General features: G+C 64.9%; 13 protein-coding genes. 7 read left to right on the forward strand and 6 right to left on the reverse strand.

The window, feature by feature from the left end; all coding sequences use genetic code 11:
• Positions 1-11: 11 nt before the first annotated feature.
• On the forward strand, positions 12-1208 hold the full coding sequence (locus WC698_03860; GenBank protein MFA6039370.1) for an ABC transporter permease: 1197 nt from the start codon (positions 12-14) through the stop codon (positions 1206-1208).
• A gap of 31 nt (positions 1209-1239) precedes the next feature.
• Here WC698_03860 and WC698_03865 read toward each other — a convergent pair whose 3' ends face one another.
• Entirely contained in the window at positions 1240-2679 is a 1440-nt protein-coding gene (locus WC698_03865) for a sigma-70 family RNA polymerase sigma factor (GenBank protein MFA6039371.1), read from the reverse strand.
• Positions 2680-2819: 140 nt separating this feature from the next.
• Here WC698_03865 and WC698_03870 point away from each other — a divergent pair, with 140 nt between their 5' ends.
• Positions 2820-5114, forward strand: coding sequence for a trehalose-6-phosphate synthase (locus tag WC698_03870; protein ID MFA6039372.1), 2295 nt, complete (start codon positions 2820-2822; stop codon positions 5112-5114).
• Positions 5111-5866, forward strand: coding sequence for a trehalose-phosphatase (otsB, locus tag WC698_03875; GenBank protein MFA6039373.1), 756 nt, complete (start codon positions 5111-5113; stop codon positions 5864-5866). The genes WC698_03870 and otsB overlap by 4 nt, the downstream gene beginning before the upstream one ends.
• 15 nt (positions 5867-5881) lie before the next feature.
• On the opposite strand, the gene WC698_03880 is transcribed toward otsB, so the two are convergent.
• Positions 5882-8569 (reverse strand): cation-translocating P-type ATPase, encoded by a 2688-nt coding sequence (locus tag WC698_03880; GenBank protein MFA6039374.1) that lies wholly within the window; start codon positions 8567-8569, stop codon positions 5882-5884.
• A gap of 113 nt (positions 8570-8682) precedes the next feature.
• Between WC698_03880 and WC698_03885 the strand changes: the two genes are divergently transcribed.
• On the forward strand, positions 8683-9807 hold the full coding sequence (locus WC698_03885) for an S-layer homology domain-containing protein (protein MFA6039375.1): 1125 nt from the start codon (positions 8683-8685) through the stop codon (positions 9805-9807).
• 11 nt (positions 9808-9818) lie between these two features.
• On the opposite strand, the gene WC698_03890 is transcribed toward WC698_03885, so the two are convergent.
• Positions 9819-11162 carry a ferric reductase-like transmembrane domain-containing protein gene (locus tag WC698_03890; GenBank protein MFA6039376.1) on the reverse strand — a complete coding sequence of 448 codons (1344 nt, stop codon included), beginning with the start codon at positions 11160-11162 and terminating at the stop codon, positions 9819-9821.
• Between the two features lie 494 nt (positions 11163-11656).
• Between WC698_03890 and WC698_03895 the strand changes: the two genes are divergently transcribed.
• The gene (locus tag WC698_03895; protein ID MFA6039377.1) at positions 11657-11899 is read left to right on the forward strand and encodes a hypothetical protein; all 243 of its coding nucleotides are present in this window, start codon (positions 11657-11659) and stop codon (positions 11897-11899) included.
• Positions 11900-11965: 66 nt separating this feature from the next.
• Entirely contained in the window at positions 11966-12559 is a 594-nt protein-coding gene (locus tag WC698_03900; protein MFA6039378.1) for a class F sortase, read from the forward strand.
• Between the two features lie 151 nt (positions 12560-12710).
• Here WC698_03900 and pbpC read toward each other — a convergent pair whose 3' ends face one another.
• Together pbpC and WC698_03910 are read right to left on the reverse strand one after the other, a co-directional pair.
• On the reverse strand, positions 12711-15191 hold the full coding sequence (gene pbpC / locus WC698_03905; protein ID MFA6039379.1) for a penicillin-binding protein 1C: 2481 nt from the start codon (positions 15189-15191) through the stop codon (positions 12711-12713).
• Entirely contained in the window at positions 15188-21223 is a 6036-nt protein-coding gene (locus WC698_03910; protein ID MFA6039380.1) for an Ig-like domain-containing protein, read from the reverse strand. Before WC698_03910 ends, pbpC begins: the two co-directional genes overlap by 4 nt.
• Positions 21224-21407: 184 nt before the next feature.
• Between WC698_03910 and WC698_03915 the strand changes: the two genes are divergently transcribed.
• The gene (locus WC698_03915; protein ID MFA6039381.1) at positions 21408-22841 is read left to right on the forward strand and encodes a prepilin-type N-terminal cleavage/methylation domain-containing protein; all 1434 of its coding nucleotides are present in this window, start codon (positions 21408-21410) and stop codon (positions 22839-22841) included.
• Between the two features lie 48 nt (positions 22842-22889).
• Here the strand turns inward: WC698_03915 and WC698_03920 are convergent.
• The coding region (locus tag WC698_03920) for a hypothetical protein (GenBank protein MFA6039382.1) at positions 22890-23094 on the reverse strand (205 nt) is incomplete at its 5' end.

Genomic DNA, 23094 nt, shown 5'->3' on the forward strand with positions numbered 1-23094 from the left:
TTCTAGAAAACATGAGGAACGCCCTCGGCGCCATCGGCAGCAACAAGCTGCGGTCCGCGCTCACCATGCTCGGCATCATCATCGGCGTGGCGTCGGTGACGCTCATGATCGCCATCGGGCAGGGCGCGCAGCGCAGCGTGACCTCGCGCATCCAGGGGTTGGGGACGAACCTCCTCACCGTCTCGCCGGGCAGCCCCACGCAGACCAACGTGCGCTTGGGCGGCGGGAGCTCCACGCTCACGAACGACGACGTCACCGCCCTGCGGAACACCCTCGCCGGGCTCAACGGCATCTCGCCGGAAACGAGCAGCCGCGTGCAGGCCATCGCGGGATCCCTCAATATGTCCACAACCATGATGGGTGCGGCGCCGGACTACCTCACGGTGCGCAACGCCGTCCTCGCGTACGGGAGCTTTGTGACGGAGGAAGACCTGGCGGGGATGGCGAAGGTGGCGGTGTTGGGGCCGGAGGTGACGGCCACGCTCTTCCCAAACGAACCGAATCCGCTGGGGCGGGATATCCGGATCGGGAACATGATCGTCACCGTCATCGGCGTCCTGCAGTCCAAAGGGCAGCAGGGATTCCAGAACCAGGATGACATGATCATCCTCCCCCTCTCCACCATGCAGCAGCGCGTGACGGGGTCGGACACCGTGAGCTCCATCAACGTATCGGTGGAGGACCAGGGGGAGATGGAACGGAAGCAGGCGGAGATCACGGCCGTGCTCCTCAACGTGCATGGGATCACGGACACGGCGGACCAGGACTTCACCGTGATGAACCAGGCGGACGCGGTGGAGACGCTCAACGAGGTGACGGGCATCTTCACGCTCCTCCTCGGCGGCATCGCGGCCATCTCGCTCCTCGTGGGCGGCATCGGCGTGATGAACATCATGCTCGTCTCGGTGACGGAGCGGACGCGCGAAATCGGCATCCGCAAGGCCATCGGCGCCAAGCGCCGGGACATCATGCTGCAGTTCCTGGTGGAATCCGTCGTGCTGAGCGTGCTGGGCGGCCTCATCGGCATCCTCATGAGCTGGGGGGGATCGGCGCTGGTCAAAACGTACGCCAGCCTGGACGCCAGCCTCAACCTCTCCTCGGTGCTCCTCGCCTTCTTTTTCTCCGCATGCGTGGGCATCTTCTTCGGCATGCTGCCCGCGTACAAAGCTTCCAAGCTGCGGCCCATAGAGGCGTTGCGCTACGAATAGACTGTGCGTGCCCACCGCAGCCTCACCGCCCTCACGCATCCAGTTCCTCCATCAAGCCGCTCTCCGACAACTCGAAGCCCCGTGCCGCCGCCTCATCACGCAAGCGGCTCAATGCGCGCTGCTCCAGCTGGCGGATACGTTCCCTGGAGACGCCCAGCAGATTGCCGGTTTGCTCGAGCGTGAGCGGTTCATCTCCGGGCTCCAGCGCATAGCGATAGCGGATAATCTTTTGTTCGCGCTCATTCAAGCGCCCCATGAGACGGGCGATCGTACGTGCCACACGTTCCTGATACGCCTCTCCGGCCCTGGGGCCGGAACGGTGGTCCGGAACGGATGCGTTCACGATAGCCTCCTCCGCCGATACGAATGAGATGATGCCAAGCCTCTGTTTCCGTCTCTTTCTATTCCTAGAATAATCATGTTGGATCGCATGGATAGCATAGGTGGAGAATTTGTTCCCTGTCCGGATGTCAAATCCTTCCACGGCTCTCATCAGTGAGAACAAGCCATCACTGATGCACTCTGGCAGATCCCCTCCTCGTTGCACGAATCCTTGTACACTGAACGTCGTGAGCCGAAGGTTCGCCATAATGATCGTATTACGCACGTCCTGGGCTTGCGCGAGCAAATTCTGGACGGTATCCATGAGGCGTGGATCCGGTTGGGACAGATCGATGGAGTTTCGCATCCTCGCCGCTCTGTACTTGAGGTAATTCATGTCCAGAAACAGCTGCGCTTCCTGCGCCGGCTCCAGCAAGTCATGTTCGTACGGTGTTGCCGGAGAGTCGGGGAGCCTCGCAGGTTGAGGGCCCGGCTCTCCTTGGCGTGGCAGCCCGGTGCCGGGAGGAAGCGCTCTCTCCTCCCCTTCCTCTCCTTCTTCCATCGCTGCAAAGGATGCATGGGGCATGTACCTGATGGGCAATGCGAGGATGTGCTCCATCCGCACGCGCACAATGCCGCCGCGGATCTTCGGGACGGTTGTACCGAAACGTTCCGCAAGGTCCTGTTCCGCGGCCCCTTCCGCTGCGGCGGCGGCAATCGCTTTTTCTTCTTCCGTACAGGGAAGCCAGAGACGCCGTTGGCGCTCCGCATCCGATTCCCGCTCCTCCTTCTCCCTCCGTCGTTTCAACTTGTCGGACACAAGATCAACCCGCCTCCGTATGCCGTTCGACGTGCAAAATGCCGCAACCTCTCGCGGTCGGTAGAAGAGCCGCTCGGGGCTGCTATCCGGCAATGGACGCGGAAAAGATGCTTTCTTCGCCCAGAGGAGAATGGTCGACACGCTCATCCCCAAACACTGTGCGATTTGCGACCGGGTGATGGATTCCCCGTGTTCCAAGATCCGCCGCACCCTTTCCTCAAACGCCCGCGTCTCCGGAGAGGTGAGATCCCCTTCGCCAGCCGGCTCCCCGTCCCCCACCGGGAGTACGGGTTCTTCCTCAGGCCGATACGCGGGCGAAACCATGGTCATGGAACCAGCCAGTCAATAGCTCCCGCCCGCTCTTGTCAATGCAGAGATGCCACGGGCCATGCCCAAAGCTTCTACTAGCCGCATTTTCGCCTCCTACGGCCTCTCCTGCAGAAATACCGGAAGTGCGCTAGCATGAGGGCATGCGCCTCTCCCTCCGGTTCCTGGTGCCGCTCGCGGCCATACTGGCGCTCATCGCGTACGCCGTGGTGCCGCTCGTGGACGGGATGATGGTGCAGTGGTTCGTGAAGGACCTGGACTTGCGGTCCAAGCTCATCGGCACCGCTGTGGATGATTCGTTGTTCGAGGTGTACGACAACGACCGCACCAAGACCAAGAAGAAGGTGCAGGCCTACTTCGACCGCATGATGCAGGACGAGCGCCTGTTCGCGCTGGGTTTCTGCGACACCGAGGCCGCGCTCACCTACAAGACGGAGAAGTTCCCGGAGACGGTGGCGTGCCCCGCGCGCACCGCGGAGACGGCCGTGGAAGGGACGGAGGGGACCGCGGAGGGCACGGAGGAGGAGCCGAGCGACGTGGTGGAACTGCCCAAGGGCCCGGTGCACGTGGCGTACCATACGGTGCAGGGCTCCGGCCGCACGCTGGGAAACATGATCCTGGTGCACGACATGAGTTTCGTGCGGAACCGCAGCGAGGAGACGCGTCGGTACATCATGCTGTTCATCGCGGGGGTGGGCGCCCTCATCGCCTTCATCACCGTCATCATCGCGCAGCTCAGCTGGCGGGGATGGGTCTCCGGCATGCGGGGGCTCCTCCACGGGGAAGGGCTGCTGCGCCCGCTCCTGCCGCCCTCCACCCCGCCCGAGCTCCAGCCCGTGGCGCGGGACCTGCGCAACCTGCTGCGGGATTTGGAGACGGACCGGCGCCTGCGGGACGACATCCAGACTGCCTGGACCCCGCGCACCCTCAAGGACCTCCTGCAGAAGGAATTGGCGGGGGACGAGGTGGTGGTGGTGAGCAACCGCGAACCCTACCTCCACGTGCGCCGCGAGGGGAAGGTGCTGCTGCGGACACCGGCGAGCGGCGTGGTAACGGCGCTGGAACCGGTGATGCGCGCGTGCTCCGGCACGTGGATCGCCCACGGCTCCGGCGACGCGGACCGGGAAACCGTGGACAGCCATGACCACATCGCCGTGCCGCCCGACCACCCCCGGTACCGCCTGCGGCGCGTGTGGCTGACCAAGGAAGAGGAGGAGGGATACTACTACGGATTCTCCAACGAGGGACTGTGGCCGCTCTGCCACATTGCGCACGTGCGGCCGTCGTTCCACAGCGGGGACTGGGAGCAGTACAAGAAGGTGAATGAGAAGTTCGCCAAGGCCGTCCTGGAGGAAGTGAAGACGGACGATCCCGTGATCCTCATCCAGGATTACCACTTCGCGCTGCTGCCGCGCCTCCTCCACGAGAAGCTCCCCAAGGCTTCCATCATCACGTTCTGGCACATCCCCTGGCCCAACCCGGAGGCGTTCGGCATCTGCCCGTGGACGGAGGAGATCCTGCGCGGACTCCTGGGGAGCAGCGTGGTGGGGTTCCACACGCGCTCCCACTGCAACAACTTCATCGACACCGTGGAGCACTTTTTGGAGTGCCGTATCGACCGCGAGCACTGGACCGTGTCGTACGGCGGGGAAGCCACCGGCGTCCAGCGCTACCCCATTTCCATCGAGTTCCCGGGGCGTCTGCTGCGGCAGGCGAAGCCCGTGCAGGAAGCCCGCGCGGACGTGCGGGAAAAGTTCGGGTTTCCGGCGGACCGGCTCTTGGGGCTGGGCGTGGACCGCTTCGACTACACCAAGGGCATTTTGGAGAAGTTCCGCGCCGTGGAACGGCTGCTGGAATTGCACCCGGAGTGGATCGGCCGCTTCTCCTTTGTGCAGATCGCCGCGCCCACGCGCGGGAAGATCGAGCAGTACCAGCGGTTCCGGGAGGAGGCCACCGTGCTCGCCAACCGCATCAACAAGCGCTTTGGAAAGAACGGTTACGAGCCGATCATCTTGCGCGCGGAACATGCCGAGCAGCCGGAGGTGCTGGAACTCTACCGCTCCGCGGACCTGTGCTTCGTGGGGAGCCTCCACGACGGCATGAACCTGGTGTCCAAGGAGTTCGTGGCCGCGCGGGATGACGCGCGCGGCGTGCTGCTCCTGAGCCAGTTCACGGGCGCCGCGCGCGAGCTGCCGGAGGCGCTGCTCGTGAATCCCTACTACGCCGACCAGTGCGCGGAGGCGCTCCACGTGGCGCTCACCATGCCCCCCGCCGAACAGCGCGACCGCATGCGCAACATGCGCGGCATCCTCCACGACTTCAACGTGTACCGTTGGGCGGGACGCATGCTCCTGGATGCGGCACGCATGCGACAGCGCCACCGCATCCCCCGGCGCATCTTCGGGAAGGTGTTCTCCCCGCCGCCCGCCTCGGCATGATCCCCCTCTTCTCCGCCCAAGGCGCCGCCGCCTTGCGGAAGCTGGCCGCGGGACGGCCGCTCCTCGCGTTCGATTTCGACGGCACCCTGGCGCCGCTCGCCGCGCACCCGGAGGACGTACGGTTCCCCGAACGCACGCGGCTCCTCCTGGAACGCCTCAACGCCCTCACCCCCGTCGCCATCGTCTCGGGGCGCTCCCGCGCCGCCGTCCTGGCGTTCTTCCCGCGTCCCCCCGCATTCGTCATCGGGAACCACGGGATGGAAGGACTGCCCTCCGACGTCGCAGGCAAGGATGCCGTCGGCACATGCACGGTTTGGAAAACCCGCCTCACCCCCTTGCTGCAAGGGACGGACGCCTGGATGGAAGACAAAACCCTCAGTTTCTCCGTCCACAGCCGCGATGCCGGCTTCCTCTCCCGCATAGGCGCAACGGTAACGGAGAACGCCTCGTCCCTCCCGCCGCTGCGCGTGCTGCCCGGCAAAGCCTGCGTGAACCTTCTCCCGCGCGGCGCCCCGTCCAAGGCCGACGCCGTCCTTACTCTACGGAAGCTGACGGGATGCGGCTGCGTCCTCTTCGTGGGGGATGACCTGACCGATGAGGATGTCTTCGCACTGGAAGACCCGCGGATCCTCACCGTCCGCGTGGGACCCGGACCCTCGCGCGCCGCGTATGCGCTGGGGAAACAGGAGGACGTGGAGCAATTGCTGGAGACGCTCGTGACCCTCCTGCAGGGGACCGGACACCGGGCGTGACGGGGAACGGGGCTCTTACCGGACCTTCCGCATCCCCCACTTGGCGATTTCCAGCACGGGTGTGACCGTGAAGGCGAGGAGCGTGACCAGGAGCACGTCATCCAGGGGGAGCGCCATGGTACCGAAGGGCTTGTGCAGGACGGGGACGTAGAGGATGAGTGCCAGCAGGGGCAGTTCCAGCAGGATGGCCACGTTGAGCCACATGTTCGCGAACGGCTTGCGGAGGATGGAGACGCGGTCGGAGCGGAAGTTGTACGCCTTGAAGAACTGGATGAGCGCCAGGGAAAGGAAGGTCATGGTCATGGCCTCCGTGAGGCTCCTCCCGTCCCGCAACGCCCACGTGAAGATGCCTAAGTTGACGATCATGGACCACACGCCACCCGTCATCATCAGCGCCACCACGCGGCGGCCGAAGATGCTGCGGCGGGGATCGCGGGGCGGGCGCTGCATGAGGTCCGCATCGGGGGGATCGAAGGCCAGCGCCAGCGCGGGCAGGCCGTCCGTGACCAGGTTCACCACCAAAATCTGCACGGCGGTGAGGGGGAGCGGCTGGCCGATGACGGTGGCGCCCACCACCAGGAACATTTCGCCCACGTTGGAAGAGAGCAGGTACGTGAGGTACTTGCGGATGTTGCCGAAGATCGCCCTCCCCTCCTCCACCGCCGCGACGATGGAGGCGAAGTTGTCGTCCGTGAGCGTCATGGCGGAGGCTTCCCGCGTGACGTCGGTCCCCGTGATGCCCATCGCTATGCCGATGTCCGCCTTCTTGAGCGAGGGCGCGTCGTTGACGCCGTCCCCCGTCATGGCCACCACGTGGCCGCGCTTCTGCAGGGCGGTGACCACCTGCAGTTTGTGCGCCGGGGACACCCGCGCGAACACCGCGATGTCGTCGAGTTCCTGCTCCAGCGTCGCGTCGCTCATGTTCTCCAACTCGGTACCCGTGACCACGGCATGATCGCCCATGATACCCAGCTCCTGCGCGATCGCTTGCGCCGTTACGGGATGGTCCCCCGTGATCATGATCACGCGGATGCCCGCCCGCCGGCACTTCTCCACGGCCGCGCGCGCCTCCGGCCGCAGCGGATCCATCATCCCCAGGAGGCCGAGGAACACCATCCCCTCCTCCGCATCCGCCAGGCGCGCGTCCTCCTTGGAAGCCACGGCCAGCACGCGCAGGGAGGATTCGGCCATGTGCTTGGCCACCCGCAGGATTTCCGCCCGGCCTTCCTTGGTGAGCGCTTCCACGCCCCCTTTCGTCCGCACGCGGTCGCAGCTTTGCACCAGCACTTCCGGGGCGCCCTTGGCGCAGGCCATTTCCCCTTCCTTCGTGCGGTGGAGCGTGGTCATGCGCTTCGTCTCCGACGTGAAGGGGATCTCCGCGATGCGCGGCTGCTCCTCGTCCAGCACGTCCTTCTGCAGCTTGGCCTTGGCCGCCGCCACGATGAGCGCGCCCTCGGTGGGATCGCCCTTGATGTCCCAACCGTCATGCTCATGGTGGATGAGCCGCGCGTCCGAAGCGAGGCAAGCGGCGCGGAGGAGATCGAGGAGGGGCGCGTCCGCGTCGATGCGCTTGGCCCCGTCAGGATCCTGCACCGAGAAGATGCCGTGGGGCTCGTAGCCTGCGCCGGAGACGGTGATGGTCCTTCCGGCGGAGAGGATCCGGCACACGGTCATCTCGTCCTTGGTGAGCGTGCCGGTCTTGTCGGAGCAGATGACGGACGTGGATCCCAGCGTCTCCACGGCGGAGAGGCGCCGCACCAGCGCGTGGCGCTTGACCATGCGCTGCACACCGATGGCGAGGGAAATGGTGACCACGGCGGGGAGCGCTTCCGGCACCACGGCCACGGCCAGCGAGACGCCGAATACGAACATGTCCAGGAGCGGCTGGCCGCGGAAAAGGGCGATGATGACCACCACGAAGACGATGCCCAGCGCCACGTAGGCCAGGGTCTTCCCCAGCTGGTGCAGGTTGCGCTGGAGGGGCGTCTCCCCCGCTTCCACGCCCTGCAGCATCCCCGCGATCTTCCCGAATTCGGTATGCATGCCCGTGGCGGTGATCACCGCCATCCCCCGCCCATAGGTGACCGCCGTCCCCCCGTACACCATGCTTTTGCGGTCCCCCAGCGGAGCATCGTGCTCCTCAATGGGTTCGGTCTGCTTCTCCACCGGGAGCGACTCCCCCGTGAGCACCGCTTCATCCGCCTGGAGGCGGACGGATTCGATGAGCCGTCCGTCGGCCGGGATGCGGTCGCCCGTGGAGAGGATCACCACGTCGCCGGGGACCAGTTCGCGCGCGGCGATCTCCATTTCCTCCCCGTCCCGCAGCACGGTGGCCGTGGGCGCCGCCATCTTCCGCAGCGCATCAATGGCTTTCTCCGCGCGGTACTCCTGCAGGAACCCGAGGAGCGCCGCGAAGAGGACGATGACCGCGATGGCGCCGGATTCCAGCCCGTGCCCGAGCACGGCGGAAAGCACGGCGGCGATGAGCAAAATGATGATGAGGACGTTCTTGAACTGCGCCAGGAGCAGCACCCAGGGGGACGCCCGCTCGACGGACTTGAGCTCGTTCACCCCGTACTCCGTCAGCCGGCTGCGCGCTTCGGCGGTGGAGAGCCCCGTTTCACTGTTGGTGCGGAGGGCGGAGAGAAGGTGCGGTATGGCATAGGTATGCGCCATGACCGAGAGGGAGGGGTGCTGGTTCATGGGGAACATTGTCGCTGATTTCCCGGGGAGGGGAAAGGAGAGCTTTTTAGGCTTGTGGAAGCCGGAATGAATCTGGAGATTGACATAGAGATCTACCATGTCATCATATCCGCATGAAAACCACACTTTCCCTCATCACCTCTCTCCTCCTTATTATAACGGGCATCGTGCCGGGCAACGCCTTCGCGTACTACAGCGACGTTCCCTCCCAGTACGCCGACGCCGTTTCCTACCTGGAAGAGGAAGGGATGGTGAGCGGGTACCCGGACGGTTCCTTCCGCCCCGGAAACTCCGTGAACCGCGTGGAGTTCCTCAAGCTCTCGCTCCGCGCCACCTTCACCGATTGGGATATCCGTTCGTGCCCCCCCTACGACACCTACGACTTCACCGATACCAGCAGGGAGAACTGGTACGCCCCCTACCTCTGCATGGCCGTGCGCCACGGCATCGTGAGCGGGTACCCGGACGGCTCCTTCCGCCCCGCGCAGACCATCACGCTCGCGGAGGCCGCCAAGATCCTCGCCACGCTCGACTACGACTACGTGGACGGTGTCCGCACCGCCCGCGACCCCCTCCCGTTCGAAGCGGGCGATGAGTGGTACGGCCCCGCGGTGCGGTACCTCGCCTCCCGGGGCGCCCTCCCCCGCAGCATCTCCTCCGTCCACGCCCCCCTCACGCGCGGCCAGGTGGCGGAAATCATCTACCGCCTCCACAGCAACCGCACCGATCTCGCCTCCTCCACGTACGAGGACCTCATCGAGGGACGCAGCGGCAACTCTTCCTCCTCGCGCTGGCGCAGGAACGACGAGCGCCCCGCCGGCTTCACTCCGCTCTACCTCAACACGGACATCGCCATCCTGCTCCCCGCCGGCTGGGTGGGCGTGATGATCAAGAAGGAGAACAGCCACATCTTCCGCATCGACACGGACACCGTGGTGGAAGCGCGCTGCCCCATCCGCTCCATCGGCCATGACCTGGTGAACACCGAGGTGGAACGCCGCATCGACACCGTGGGCGAGTACCGCTACGACTACACCTTCACGGTGGGCACGCCCAAGTCCATCGCCGGCAACGCCCGCGCCGCCGTGATCTCCATCAAGCGCTACGGCGGCACCCGCGACGAAGACGCCGCCGCCACCTGCGAACTGTGGGGCCCCGTGAACGGAGCGGTCCCCCTGGACGTGTGGGAAGCCATTTGGGACTGGGCGGACGTGCCCTCCACGATGGGGATTGAGTGAGGAAAGAACCGTCAGAGTTCGAACTTCTCGTAGTGCAGCTGCTCCGGGGGAAGACCTAGTGACCGCAGCGCCGCGATGACGGCTTCCATCATGGGGAGGGGGCCGCAGAGGTACACTTCGCGCTCCGGGACGTCGGGGACGAGCATGCGGATCTTCTCCGCGTCCAGCTTGCCCTTCTCCCCGGGGAAGGCGGGTTCGTTGCTGACGATGGGGATGAAGCGCGCATGGGACGCTTCCGCAACCGCCTTGAGCTCCTCCGCGAACACAATGTCCGCCGCCGTGCGGTTGGCGTAGAGCAGCACCGCCTTCCTCCCTTGCCCCAGCACCTGCTCGAAGAGGGGGCGGATGGGCGTGATGCCGATGCCTCCGGCGATGCACAGCACATTGCGCGTGACGTCCCCCCGGTCCGTGAAGATGCCGTACGGGCCGTCAATGACCACGGACGTTCCGACGGGGATCTCCCCCGCGCGCTGCGTGAAATCCCCCAGGGCTTTGATGGTCACGCGGAGGTGCCGGTCGTTGGGGAGGCAGGAGAGCGAGAAGGGATGCGCCTGCCACCACAGCCCCCGATGGAGGAACCGCAGGACCATGAACTGGCCGGGGAGGATGCGGAACCGGGAGAGGCGGCTCCCGGTGATGGTGACTGACACCGTGTTGTGGTTCTCCCGCACCACGCGCTCCACCGTGAAGCGGTGGCGGGCGAAGAGGAGGAGGGGACGCGCGAAGCGGAAGAAGAGGTGGCTGCCCAGGATAGCGGCGTAGAGGGCGATCCAGTACGCGTAGAACGCCTGTTGCCGCAGGTCGGAGCCGAACCGGATTTGGTGGAAGAAGGCGAAGAGGAGCGCCGCGTACGCCATGAGGTGCACCAGGTACCAGTGCTCGTAGCGCACATTGCGGCGCACGAAGACGATGGACGTGACGATGAGGACCGTGAAGAGCGCCAGCGCGAACGCCGCGAAGGCGATTTCCCGCACGCCGAGGAGGAGGGCGGCCTGCGCAAGGAATCCCGTGCGGGAAGACAAGGCGCCGCCCAGGAGAAGGAGGAGCGGATGGAAGAGGAGGAGCGCGTACCCTAGCGTCCCCGCGCGGTGGTGGATGCGCGTGAGCCGGTCCAACCCGAACGCGCGCTCCAGCCACGGCATGCGCCCTATGGTGAAGAACTGGATGAGGATGAAGTACGCGGCAAGGAGCCCCGTCATGCGTCCCAAGCCCGTGAGCACGGAGGGCGCATCGGCGAGGGAGGATCCCGTACCCCGCCACCAGAAGGCGAGGATGAGGATCACGTTCGCCGTGTGGAGGATCTGCCAGAACCCTCTCCACAGGCGCAACGAGCGTTCGGTGGGGGCAACCTGCATGGGGACATGATGAACTCGGGTGCCGCAGGAAAACAACCCCCGATCCGCAGAACGCGAAACGGGGGTCGTTGATGAGTCTTCAACGTTCGAGGTCGATATCCCAGGCAACCCGGGTATCGACGTTCTGCGGCGGCAGGTAATGGACGATTTGCACTTGTCCTCGCACGTTCATATTCAGGCGTGATCGGAACGTGCAACCCGTGAGCAGTACGCAAGCCGCCAACAACAGAATCATCCGTGAACGCTTCATCTTTTTGCCTCCCTGAGATGAACAAAGACCCGACCTTCCTCCTCCGTACATCGTTGGAGGAAGTATAGTATTGTATACTTCTTTACCATCTTGTAAATACCATTGATTTTCTCTTCTACAAGCCAATATTTGATGATTCATATCTTCATGAAGTACACAAAAGATTCCACAGATCCCCGCAATATTCTGAAAGTGCCGGGGGGAGTGTTCCGTCACGTATGGTGTTCCCTTTCCCCCTTTTTCTATGCAACTGACGTGGAAATCCTTTGTGGCCGCGATGGGCGCCGCGGTATTGCTGCTCGCGCTCCTCGGCTCCTTCAACCTTGCCTTTGCGCAAGACACGACCACGGACACAACCGCGAGCGACGGCCTGTTCGAAACGACGAGCGTGGGCGGCGGCGCGAGCTCCGTAAGCGTTTCGAGCAACGGGACCGTTGTGCCTACGGAATTGCCGGAGACGGGCGGCGGCTTCCGCGCTTCCCTGTGACGGGACCATGACAGCGCCAAGAGGCCTCCGCTGGATGTGAGGCCTCTTTCGGATCCCCTTCCTCCCATGCCACTCCGGACCATCATCGCCGTGCTTCTCTTGGCGCCCCTCGGCTTCCTGGCGCTCGTGGGCGTTTGGTCAACCGAAGGAGGCAGCGCCTCATCCCTCCCCTTCCCCGCCGTCCGCAATGAATTGCGTGGGGGGGCACAACCCGCGGCGGGCGATCCGGTGCGCCTGCGCATCCCGGCGCTCAACGTGGATGCGGCGGTGGAGGACGTGGGGCTCACGGCGAGCGGTGGAATGGACGTGCCCAAAAATTGGAACCATGCGGGATGGTTCCGGTTCGGCGCGCGACCTGGTGAAGCGGGGAACGCCGTGTTGGCGGGCCACCTGGATTCCCCGTCCGCACCGGCGATCTTCTGGGACCTAGCCAAGCTCCGGCCCGGGGACGCGGTGACGGTGGAGGACGCACTCGGCCGAATCCACACCTTCACCGTCACGAATTCCGTCCGCTACACCGGCGGTGATGCACCGATGGAAGAGCTCTTCGGCCCCACCCCCCGCTCCCTCCTGCGCCTCATCACTTGCGAGGGAGAGTGGGATAAGGAAAAAGAGACGTACGGGGAAAGGTTGGTGGTAACGGCGAGAATGAAGACATAACCCTCGTAATGTGTATGTGTATTGTTTCCTCCACCCCTAACCCCTCCTCCGAAGGAGGAGGGGAATGTTTGTTGTTTGTGCTCCTTCTATTCTCCCCTTTCTCCTCCGGAGAAAGGGGTAGGGGGATAGAGGATAAAAAAAACACAAACATCTACTCCACCACCTCAATCCTCCTCACTTCATGCAACCCCCCTCCCCTCGCCTCGATCGTGAACTGACCTATGCGCGGCGGCCAATCGAAGCGGAACGCAGGAGCCGTCCCTTGGCCCACCTCTTTCCCGTTCACGTACCACGTGACGGTACGGACGGAAGGATGCGCTTCGGCGCGGAAGATGATCTTCTCGTTCGCATCAGGGACGAGCGGATCCAACCGGAAACTGTCTCCCTGCTGCGGCTTGAGGATGGTGAGCCAGGGGGAGGCGGAATCCTGCGTTGACGGATCTCCCGCTTCGCCGCCGCCGTCGGCCGCGACCGACGCGGTGCCGCAGAGCGGTGAAAGTTCCCGGGGAGGCGCGGTATAGCCGTTCTCCCGCGCCCATGCGGTGAGTTCCGGCGGGAACACGGTGAAGACGCGGGACTCCGTGACAGCCGGAGGACAGGATGTATCGGCCCCTCCGGGGGCGAGGAGCCCGTTGCGCGTATCGATCACGATGCGTTGATACACGTCATCATCTTCCGTCGGTTCCGTTCCCGCAATGAACCACTCCTCGATGGTATGGGGGCAATCCTGCGTGGGGAGTTTGCCGGAGAGTCTGCAGACTGATTTTTTGATCAGCCCTTGTGGTCGTGGAAATTCTTGAATCACTTTGTTACTCGTAACGGCGAGCATCACATCGTGGAAGATCGGCCCCGCTCCGGTGACGCCGGAGGTGCCGCGCATGGGGGAATTATCCGCGTTCCCCACCCACACACCGACGATAACATCGGGCGTATACCCCATGGTCCAGTTATCGCGCGAGTTGCGCGTAGTGCCGGTCTTGGCGGCAACGGGACGGCCAATGGAGAGGGGGGAATCGGCCCCGAACTCCGGGAGCCGCGCGCTCTCGTCGCTCAGGATGTCGGTGATGAGCCAGGCGACGCGTTCATCCAGCACCCGCTCGCCGGGGAGGACGGGATCTTCCGGCGCCAGCCGCGGCGTGAGCGTAACTCCTCCGCGCGCGAGCATGCCGTACGCGCGGGTGAGGTCGAGGAGCGTGACTTCCGCATCGCCCAGTGTGAGCGCCAGGCCGTAGTGCTCCGGCTTCTCCGTGAGCGTGCCGATGCCGATGCTCCGCAGGAAATCCAGGAGCTCCGGAACGCCGACCTTCTCCAGGACACGCACCGCCGCGATGTTGTAGGAGTTTGCCAGCGCCTCGCGGTAGCGGACGAGGCCGTGGTAGCCGTAGTCGTAGTTGCGGGGGACGTAGGGGTTCCCCTCCTGCGTATAGAACTGCGTTTCAATATCCCCCACCGTGGTGGCCGCCGTCTCCCCGCGCGCCAGCGCCAGCGCGTAGGTGAAGGGCTTGAGGGCGGATCCCGGCTGGCGGGGGGAGAGAGCCACGTTCACGGCACCATCATGCTCGGCATCGAAGTAATCCGCGGAGCCCACCATGGCAAGGATGTCCCCCTGCCGGGCGTCGAGGACCACCACAGCCGCGGAAGTGACGTTGAGGTCATGCAGTTCCGCGAGTTTCCGCGTGACGATCTCCTCCACCTCGCGCTGGAGGGAGAGATCGAGCGTCGTGCGGACTTCTCCCCCCTCCTCGAACGCACGGGGACGTTCCTCCTGCACCCAGAACGCGAAGTGCGGCGCTTGGATGAGGACCTTCCCATGCGCGTACCGCAAGGGCTCCGCCAGCGCTTCCCCTTCCTGCGCGGCGCCGATCACCCCCGCCTCCCGCATGGCGGCGAGCACCATCTTTTGCCGCTCCTTGGCGCGCGCGGGGTTCTTGTACGGGTCCAGGCTGCTGGGTGATTGGACGAGCCCGGCCAGAAGCGCGCTCTCCGCAGTAGAGAGTTCCTGCGGGGCCTTGTCGAAGTAAATGCGCGACGCTGCGGCGATACCGTACGCCTGGTGCCCGAAGGGAACGGTGTTGAGGTACGCCTCCAAAATCTGTTCCTTGCTCCGCATCCATTCCAGTTTCCAGGCCAGGAGCGCCTCGCGCGCCTTGTAGGGGAAGGTGCGGCGCCGGGGATGGAGGATATTCCGTACGAGCTGCTGCGTGAGCGTACTCCCGCCGGAGATGATCTCCCCCGCGGCGATGTTCTGCCACGCCGCGCGGGCGATCGCCCTGTAATCGACGCCGCCGTGCTCGTAGAACCGCCGGTCCTCGATGGCGAGGAAGGCGGACGTGAGGGAGGGAGGCAGGTCCGCAAGCGGAATGAACCGGAAGGAGCCGCTCTCCGCCCCGCGCGCCTCGTAGAGGAGGCGTCCCTCGCGGTCCAGTATCTGCACCGCCTGCTGCGGGACGGGATGGAGGAGGGCGGGAGGGAGGGGCCAGGCAAGAATGGCGATGGCTGCCGCTACAAGAACCCCGGAGAGAATCCGAAGAGTCCGACGATTCCGAGGAGTCGCTTTGACTGACTCCTCGGTTTCTTCGGTTTCCTCGGTTTCCTTTCTCAAACGAGCCAGTAAGGACCGCAGACTCTTCATTCACTGATTGTTACCAATTTCCCCTCCGTCTGCCCGAACGTCTCCGGGAAGTACATCTCGTACGCGCGGGCGGGACGCTCATGGAAGGTGCCCGGTGTGGTGGCGCGCACGAGGTAGTGGTACTGGTACGCGCCGGGGGGCAGGTTCTCCGCGAAGAGGAAGAGCTGGTCGTCGCGCACTTCCCGATGCGTGAAGTTCCACAGGCCGCTCTCCCAGTAGCTCTCGCTCCACCACTCCTGCTCGCCGTCATCCGCTTGGGAGAGGAGGTTCTTCTGCGCGGTGGCCAAGGTGAGGTCGATCACCTCCATGCCGGCGGGGACGGGGCTCTCCACGGCTACGAAGTGGCGCTCCTGCGGCACCGTCACCGTGAGGGTGACCACGTAGGTCTCGCCGATCCGTGGCTTCTCTCCCGTGCCCTTGGCATCTTGGGAAAAAGGCTTCACTTCGCGCAACACGCCGATCCCCTCCTCCGCGGGCTCAATGCGCTCGCCCGTGAAGAAGTAGGAAAGGAGGAGGTCGTAGTAGAGCCGCCCAGAGCCGTTGATCCCCACACGCACCTCATTCTCCTTGCCGCGCTTGAGCTCATCCAAGGTCTTGGTGAGTTCCCTCCGTTCCAGGACTTGCGCCTTCCCCACCTCCCAATCGAGGATGCGTTCCCCGTCGAGGAAGACCCCGGCGTTGAAGGACGCATTGAGCTCACCCGTCTGCTGCAGGAACTGCGAGAGCGCCAGCAGGGACTGCACCGTGGATTGCGTAGTATCCCAGTGACCGTCCTTGCGGACCGAGAGGAGGTAGCGGGTGACGTTGGGGAGGAGGGCGTTGCCGGAATCGCTGCGCAGGAACGCCTGCAGAACCAGCGCGGTGGTGCGCTGCGCCGTGTTCATGTAGGGGCCCCACGCCGAGGCGTCTTCTTCCTCAAAGTGCGTGCCGCGCGCGTCCACCCGCGTGTAGGCCGTGATCTCCTTGAGGAGGTCTTTGGCGCGCGGGGAATTGGGCGCCGCCCTCCCGTACGCCAGCGCCAGCTTGGCCTTGGCAAAGAGGGGGAGTTCGGTGCGCTTGTCGTACAGGTTGTTGAGGAGGCTCACATCCCCGCGCCCCGCTTCGGCGAGCGCGTGGAGGATCTCCGCGCGGGTGGTGAGATGGAGCGTCTGCTCCCCGTCTCCGTTGCGCAGGACCCCCCGCAGGTACTCCGCCGCACGGTCGATGGAACCCTGGTCCACCGTAAAGCCGCTCTCCTTGGTGAGCGTGAGCCCGTAGAGGACGTAGGCGGTGAGTTCGGGGTAGCTCCGGCGGCTCTCGGGGAAGTACCCGAACCCGCCGTCACCGCGCTGCAGCGTGTACAGGCGCTGGAGGCCGACGGTCACGGTGTCGCGGAGCTTTGCGCGGTCCATCCCCACCACACCCTGCTCCCCCAGCCGCGTGAGGACCACGCTGGGGAGGAAGCTGCTCACAATCTGCTCCGCGCAGCCGAAGGGATACTCCACCAAGTAATCGAGCGCCTTGGGGAGGTAGGCCGCCAGGGAGGGCGAGACCGTCACGCTGAGCGTCCCCTCGGGGGCCTCGCGCGCCGGCGGCGGAATCACTTTCTCCAGCGCCACCTTTTCCGTGAAGCCCGTAGTGGCGACGGATTGCGGCGTGCCGAAGCGCAGGACGGGGATACTCTCCGTGATGTCGTCCACGGCGCCATCCGCTTCCGCGCGGAACCGGATGGACATCCTGTCCGTGATGCCGGCCGTGACGGGGAAGGCGAGTTTCACCTGCCCTCCGCTCGCCACGGTGGCGATGCGTGTCGCGGGTCCGTCCAGTGTGAAGCCGGAGCCGCTGAGGGTGACGGTGAAGGTTTTCTGCTCCGGAAGGAAATTATGGACGATGGCGGCGAGGCCGATGCGGTCGCCGTGCACGGCGAAGCGCGGGCGCACCGGCCGCACAATCACCTTCTTGGTCTCCAGGACCGTGACAGCCTTGGAGCCGAAGCGGTGGTCCTTCGTGGAGCCGATGGCCAGGAGCTGCCACGTAGTGAGGTTATCCGGCAGCGTGAAGGAGAGCGTGGCTTCCCCCTTGCCGTCGGTGACGACGGCGGGCATCCAGTACGCCGTATCCCGGAACGTGCCGCGCGCGCGGCTCTCCGGATCCACGCCGCCTCCGCCTCCCTTGGAGCCTGGCTTGAAGCGCTCCAGGAGCTGCGTGAGCATCTGCGCCGTATAGACGCCGAGTCCCCGCTCCCCGTAGAAAAGACGGGTGAGATCGGGCGTCTCGAAGCTGCTCAACGCGAGCAGGCTCATATCCACCACGCCCAAGGACACTTCCGCGGATACGGGTTTACCGTCGGCGCCCGTGGTGCGGAGGGTGACGGCGACCTTTTCGCCGGGGCCGTACCGCTGCTTGTCCGTGTGTACCTCCACTCCGAGCCTCTTGGAAGAGACGTCCACCGCCAGCTTGGCGTAGCCGATCTTAAAAGCCGGCGCGCCGGTATCCAGACCGTTCTCGTTGAACGTCTCGCCCATGCGGGGCTTGAGGACCACCACGGAGACGTAGGCGTTGGGGATGAACTTCTCCGTGACGGGAATGCGAATGGTCTGGGCGTTGCTCTCGATGTCCACTACCTGCTTGCTGATGATCCCCTCCCGCTCCACGGTGACGAGCGCTTTGACGCCCTTGCCCTGGTAGGGGGACTTGAGGAGAAGGGAGGCGGTGTCGCCCGGCTTGTACTCGGGCTTGTCGGCGATCACGTCGAAGCGGTCGTTATTGGAGCGCGGCCAGTTGACGTAGCTGCTGGAGTACCCGTACACGCTCACGGCCGCCTTCGCCTCGCGCCCCTCGCCATCGCGCGCGGTCACCAGGATCCGGTACTCCCCTCCCGCGGGCACGGCCAACGTCGCCTTCCCCTTACCCTGCCCGTCGGTGGAGACGGTGATATCCCGCAGGAACGTGTCCTTAGGCTCGTTGTCGTAGTAGTACTCGCCGTCCACGTTTTTCTTGCGGACGGTGTTCCACATACGCGAGTACAGCGCCGCTTTGACCGACTGGTTGGGCAGGGGGGAGCCGTCCGGCTTGACGGTGATGATACTCACCGTGGCGCTCTTGCCCGGTGTGACCACGTACTCCTCCGTCTTCACGCCCACGTACACGGCGGCCTTGTGGACCAGCGCCGAACCGCGGCTGCTCACCACCTGGTTGTTGGCATCGGTGATGTCCGCCTCGATCGTTAGCACCTGGCTCAGCGCCTTGGTACGGAGGTCCACGGGGACGGAGAGGGTGAAGTTGCCCGCCGCGTCCAGCGTCCCCTCCCCCTGTGCTATGGATTCCGTCTCGCGCTCGCATCCCCACCAGCACCATGTATCCTCCGCGGAGAAGGAATACCACCCGTCCGTAACCTTATTGAAGAAGTAGTCGGTGGTCACCGCGCGCCAGGCCACCTTGGCGCCGCCCATGGGCGCGCCGAAGTAGTATGCGCCGCCCACCGTGGCTTTCACGTTCTGCCCGGAGAACACATCCTCCCTCTCGGGAGTGACCTCCACCTTGTATTCGGGCTTGCGGTACGCCAGCACGGAGAACATGCCCCCGGCGGTGGGGTTCTCCACCTCCGTCTCCGGCGTGAGCGCGGCATTGAGGGAGTACTGGCCAAGGGACGCCTTGGCGTCGATGGGCAGCGTGCCGTGGAAGCTCCCGAATGCGCTGATGGGGAGAATCTCCTTGTACACCTCCTTCCCCTCGGGGTCGTTCACCGTCACCTGCACCTTGCGGTCAGCGGGGATGGTGAAGCGGCCGTCCCAATCGCGCAGGCGCACCATTCCCTTGAAGGAGACGGTATCCCCTCCCTTATAGAGGGGGCGCTCCGTGTACACGTAGGCGTCGAGGCGGAACGTCTTGGCGGAAGCGCCGCGGAACTCCACGGGATAATCGAAATTGTAGGGGCGGATACCGTCGTTCCAGTCGTTGCCCACGAAGGCGAAGTCCGCGTCCGTCTGCGCCGTGACCCAGAACTCCGGCTCCCAGTCGTACGTCTCCCTCTTCATGTCCGGGAGGGGCAGGTCGGATTCGAAGAAGCCCTGCGCGTCGCTGGTACCGCTCTTCACTTCCCTCCCGTCCAGCGCATGTATGGCCACACGCGCCCCTTTGACGGGTTGGCCCGTCTGCATGTCGGTGACCCACACCAGCGCCCTGCTCCCCGAGTACTTGAGCGTAAGCGCCATGTTGGTGACGGCGAAGTACTGCTGCTCCACCGCCTGTTCGGTTTCCTTCCAGTAGAGCCGGTGTTCGGGGGCGCGCAGGTGGAGCGCGTAGATGCCGGGGGGAAGCTCCTCGCCGAACATCTCCCGCACGTCGAATTCCTGCACGCTCCACGTGTCCTTCTTCTGCGGAGGCGTGACGGTCCATGTACGGTACAACTCTGAAGCGGAGAGGACGGGCACAAAATCACCCGCCTGGCGGCGCGTGCTGCGGATGGTGAGGAACTCCGGGAGCGAGAGCTTGGCGAACGCCACGTCCATGCGGCTCACGTTCACCGCGTTGAGATAGTAGACGGGCGGTTTGCCCTTCTCGAACACCCCGAACTCCCCAGGAGCATGGATGAAGACGCGGGGACGGATGGGCGGCGTGGTGAAGGTGAAGGTGTAAGGCCGGGGGAGCGCTTGCCCGTACGTGTCTTTGACCTCGGTGCCCACCGTCACGGTGTAGGTGGTGCTCGGCCGGAGTTCCGGATAGGCGCGCACCTCGCGGCCGTCGGTCCAATCGAGCGCAGACCACACGGGCCCCTCGGTCTTGGGGAGCGGCGGGCTTACGGTGATCCCCTTCTCCAACGTCTCTGCATCGATGGGATTGGAGAACCGGATGAGGATGGACCCTTCATCTTTTGGGAAGGAGGCGGCATTGATGCCGAGCGCTCCCACCGTCTTGAACCGGAGGAGGAAGCCGCTCTGTGTCCCCAAGTCCCCTTCCAGCCCTTTGATGCCCGCCGCGCCCTGCACGGCGTACCGGCTGTTGAAGGTGAGCGGAACACCCGGGACAAGGACGAGCTGCCGCTTGTTGGTCGTTTCCTTCTCCGTCTTCTCATCCTTGGTGACGCCGTAGCGCACGTCCTTCCAGCCGATCTTCTCCCCCCGGGGTGCGGCGGTTCCTTGGGCACTCTTCGCAACGCCCGAAACGGAGGATGCGGATGGGCCCTCCCGATAGAGCGAGAGAAGTTCCCGCGCGCTCTTGAGCTCCATCTCCCGGTTGAAGGTGAGGGTGATGCGCGTGGAAGGCCCCGCCGTGTCGCCCCCCTCCGCCGGTTCCGTCGTGACGATCTCGGGCCGCAGCGTCTCGAAGCTCCACGTGAACTCCTGTTCCGTCCGATCGCCGATCACCGAGGTGATCCCCGTGGGGACCGTGACGGTGTACCGCGTCCCCTCGGTGAGGGATGTTGCGGGGATGAACTCACGCGCCACCGTGCTGATCCAGCGCCAGCGCCCTTCCGTCGCGGGCGTGACGGTCACCGGCCATTCGCGGAGGGCATCCTTAGCGAATGACCCCTGTACTTGAGACAGGGGAACCATGGGGCGGTCGAAGATGAGAGTGATGCGGGAAGATTTGCCGATGCGGGAAGCGCCCGCCGGCGGTACCTGCGTGACGACCCTGGGCGGCCCGGCCACCATGAACGCAAACTCGATGTCGCGCCCGATCCCCCTGCCCTCCGCCGTCTTCGCGAGGGCGGGGAGGAGGAACGTATACGTGGCGCCCGCCGCCAGGGGCTGTGCGGGGCGGTACACGAGCACGTCATCTTCCCATCCCATCTCCCCCGTGATCCCCTCCGGCACGGAGAGGGATTCCTCCACGCTCCCGTGGTCCATCCGTTCCGGGAAGCTCATGTACAGCGCGCTCCTGCTCGTCACGTTCTGGCGCTGCGCGAAATGCTGGCTGCTCCCCCCTTGCAGTGTGAGGGAGACGAGGGCGGCAAGAATGACGGCAATGAGGGCGACGGCCCCGATGAGCAGAGGTACCCGGATGGTCACGGCTTTCTTGAGCCATGCAACCGCGCGCTTGTGTGTGGACATGGACGGGGAGAGGGAAGTACAGGGAGTGTACGAGCAAGGGCTTTTAAGAACAAATACGATAGACCGTGCCATTCGTTACATCAGGAAAAAACGGGACCCGCCGAACAGCACTTGCCGCAGAAACGGATTGTGCACTGATACATGATCCATGCGTTACACTGAACCGCACATTCCCCCCGGTCCCATGCCGTCGACTCCCCGTTCCCGTTTCGTCCCCGCACGTCTCCGGAGGGGTTTCACGACCATCGAGCTTCTGGTGGTCCTTGCCATCATCGCCGTCCTCGCCGGCCTCACCTTCCCGTTCGCGCGCAGTCTCTTCTTCAAGAATGACCTCTCCCTCTCCGCGGACCAGGTGAACACCGCGCTGAACCGCGCGCGCACGCTTGCGCTGGAAGGGATGCGCGGCGACTCGTGGGGATACTCGGTGGAACACGGCGTGATCTTCAAGGGGGCATCGTACGCCATGCGCGAGCCCGCATTCGACGAGAGCTTGGGCATCGTGGGGGGCGTGGCGGTGAGCGGCATCCCGGAGGTGACGTTCCGGCACATCGAAGGGGCGCCCAGCGCGACCGGCAGCATCATCCTCACCAACCTGCAAGGGGACACGGTGGTGGTGGAGATCCTGGGTTCCGGCATCGCGTATGACCCCTCGGACGGCGTGGAAGTGTGCACCACGGATGACGCCGGCCAGCCCCAAACGCTCCTCATCGCCCAATCGCTCCTCCAAATCCACCTGGCGCAGGGAGATACGCTGGGGCCGTGTCCCACGTCGGAAGAGAGCAGCGTCAGCGGAGGGTCGAGCGCGAGCGGCGGAGGGGGAAGTTCGGGAGGGGGAGGCGGAGGGGGAAGCTCCTCCGTTCCCTACACATCCCTGCTGGGGATGGTGTTGCTCAGCTCCTCGACCCCCGGAAGCCTTACGCTCTCGGGCAACGCACGCCTTACGGTGTCGCCCGGCGGCGGTGCGCAGATCAACTCCGCCAACGCTGCAGCGGTCAAGTTGAGCGGGAATGCGGTGCTCACCATCCCGACGCTGAATGTGGGAGGCACCCCGGGCACCAGCGTCTCCGGGAACGCCGTCCTCAACGGGACGGTCCTGAACGGCGCCTCTCCCGTCCCCGATCCCCTCGCCTCCGTTCCCGTTCCCACCCCCAGCGCCACCCCCTTCCCCAAAGCAACGGTGAACGGAAACAATGTACGCACACTGGACCCGGGAACGTATAACGGCGGCATTGCGGTGAGCGGCAACGCGCAGGTGACCCTCAACCCCGGCGTCTACTACCTGGACGGCGGGCTCTCCGTTTCCGGCAACGGGAGGCTCACGGGGAGCGACGTGATGATCTACTGCACCGACGGCGTCTTCAAGCTGAGCGGCAACGGCATCGTCTCCCTCTCCAACCGGACCGTGGGGCCGTACGCGGGCGTCACGTTCTTCCAGGAACGCACCTCCACGCAGAACGTGCAGATCACGGGCAACGGCAACCTGGACTTGCACGGCATCTTCTACGCGCGGGACGCGGGCTTCACCCTCTCGGGCAACGGCACCTCGGACGTGGTGGGCACCGCGCTCGTGGGGAGCTCCCTCACGATGTCGGGGAACGGGGCGTTCACCGTACAATGATCAAAAGCGGGAGAGTTTCCTCTCCCGCTTGGGACAGAGGGTCATACGTTACAGGGGTGCCCCCTCGCACCCGTTGGCGTCATTGCCGTCCAGGTTCCTCCACCCCTCCATGCATCCGCCCAGGACGCACGTAGCGTTGCTGCAGATCCCGTAGGCATGGTTGGGATGGGGGCAGATAGTGCCGCAGCTGCCGCAGTGGTACCTGTTCGTGTTCAAGTTCACCTCACTGCCGCCGCAGGTGGAGATGTTGGCG

It is taken from the genome of Candidatus Peribacteraceae bacterium, assembly GCA_041661065.1.
GTDB lineage: Bacteria > Patescibacteriota > Gracilibacteria > Peribacterales > Peribacteraceae > CAIKAD01.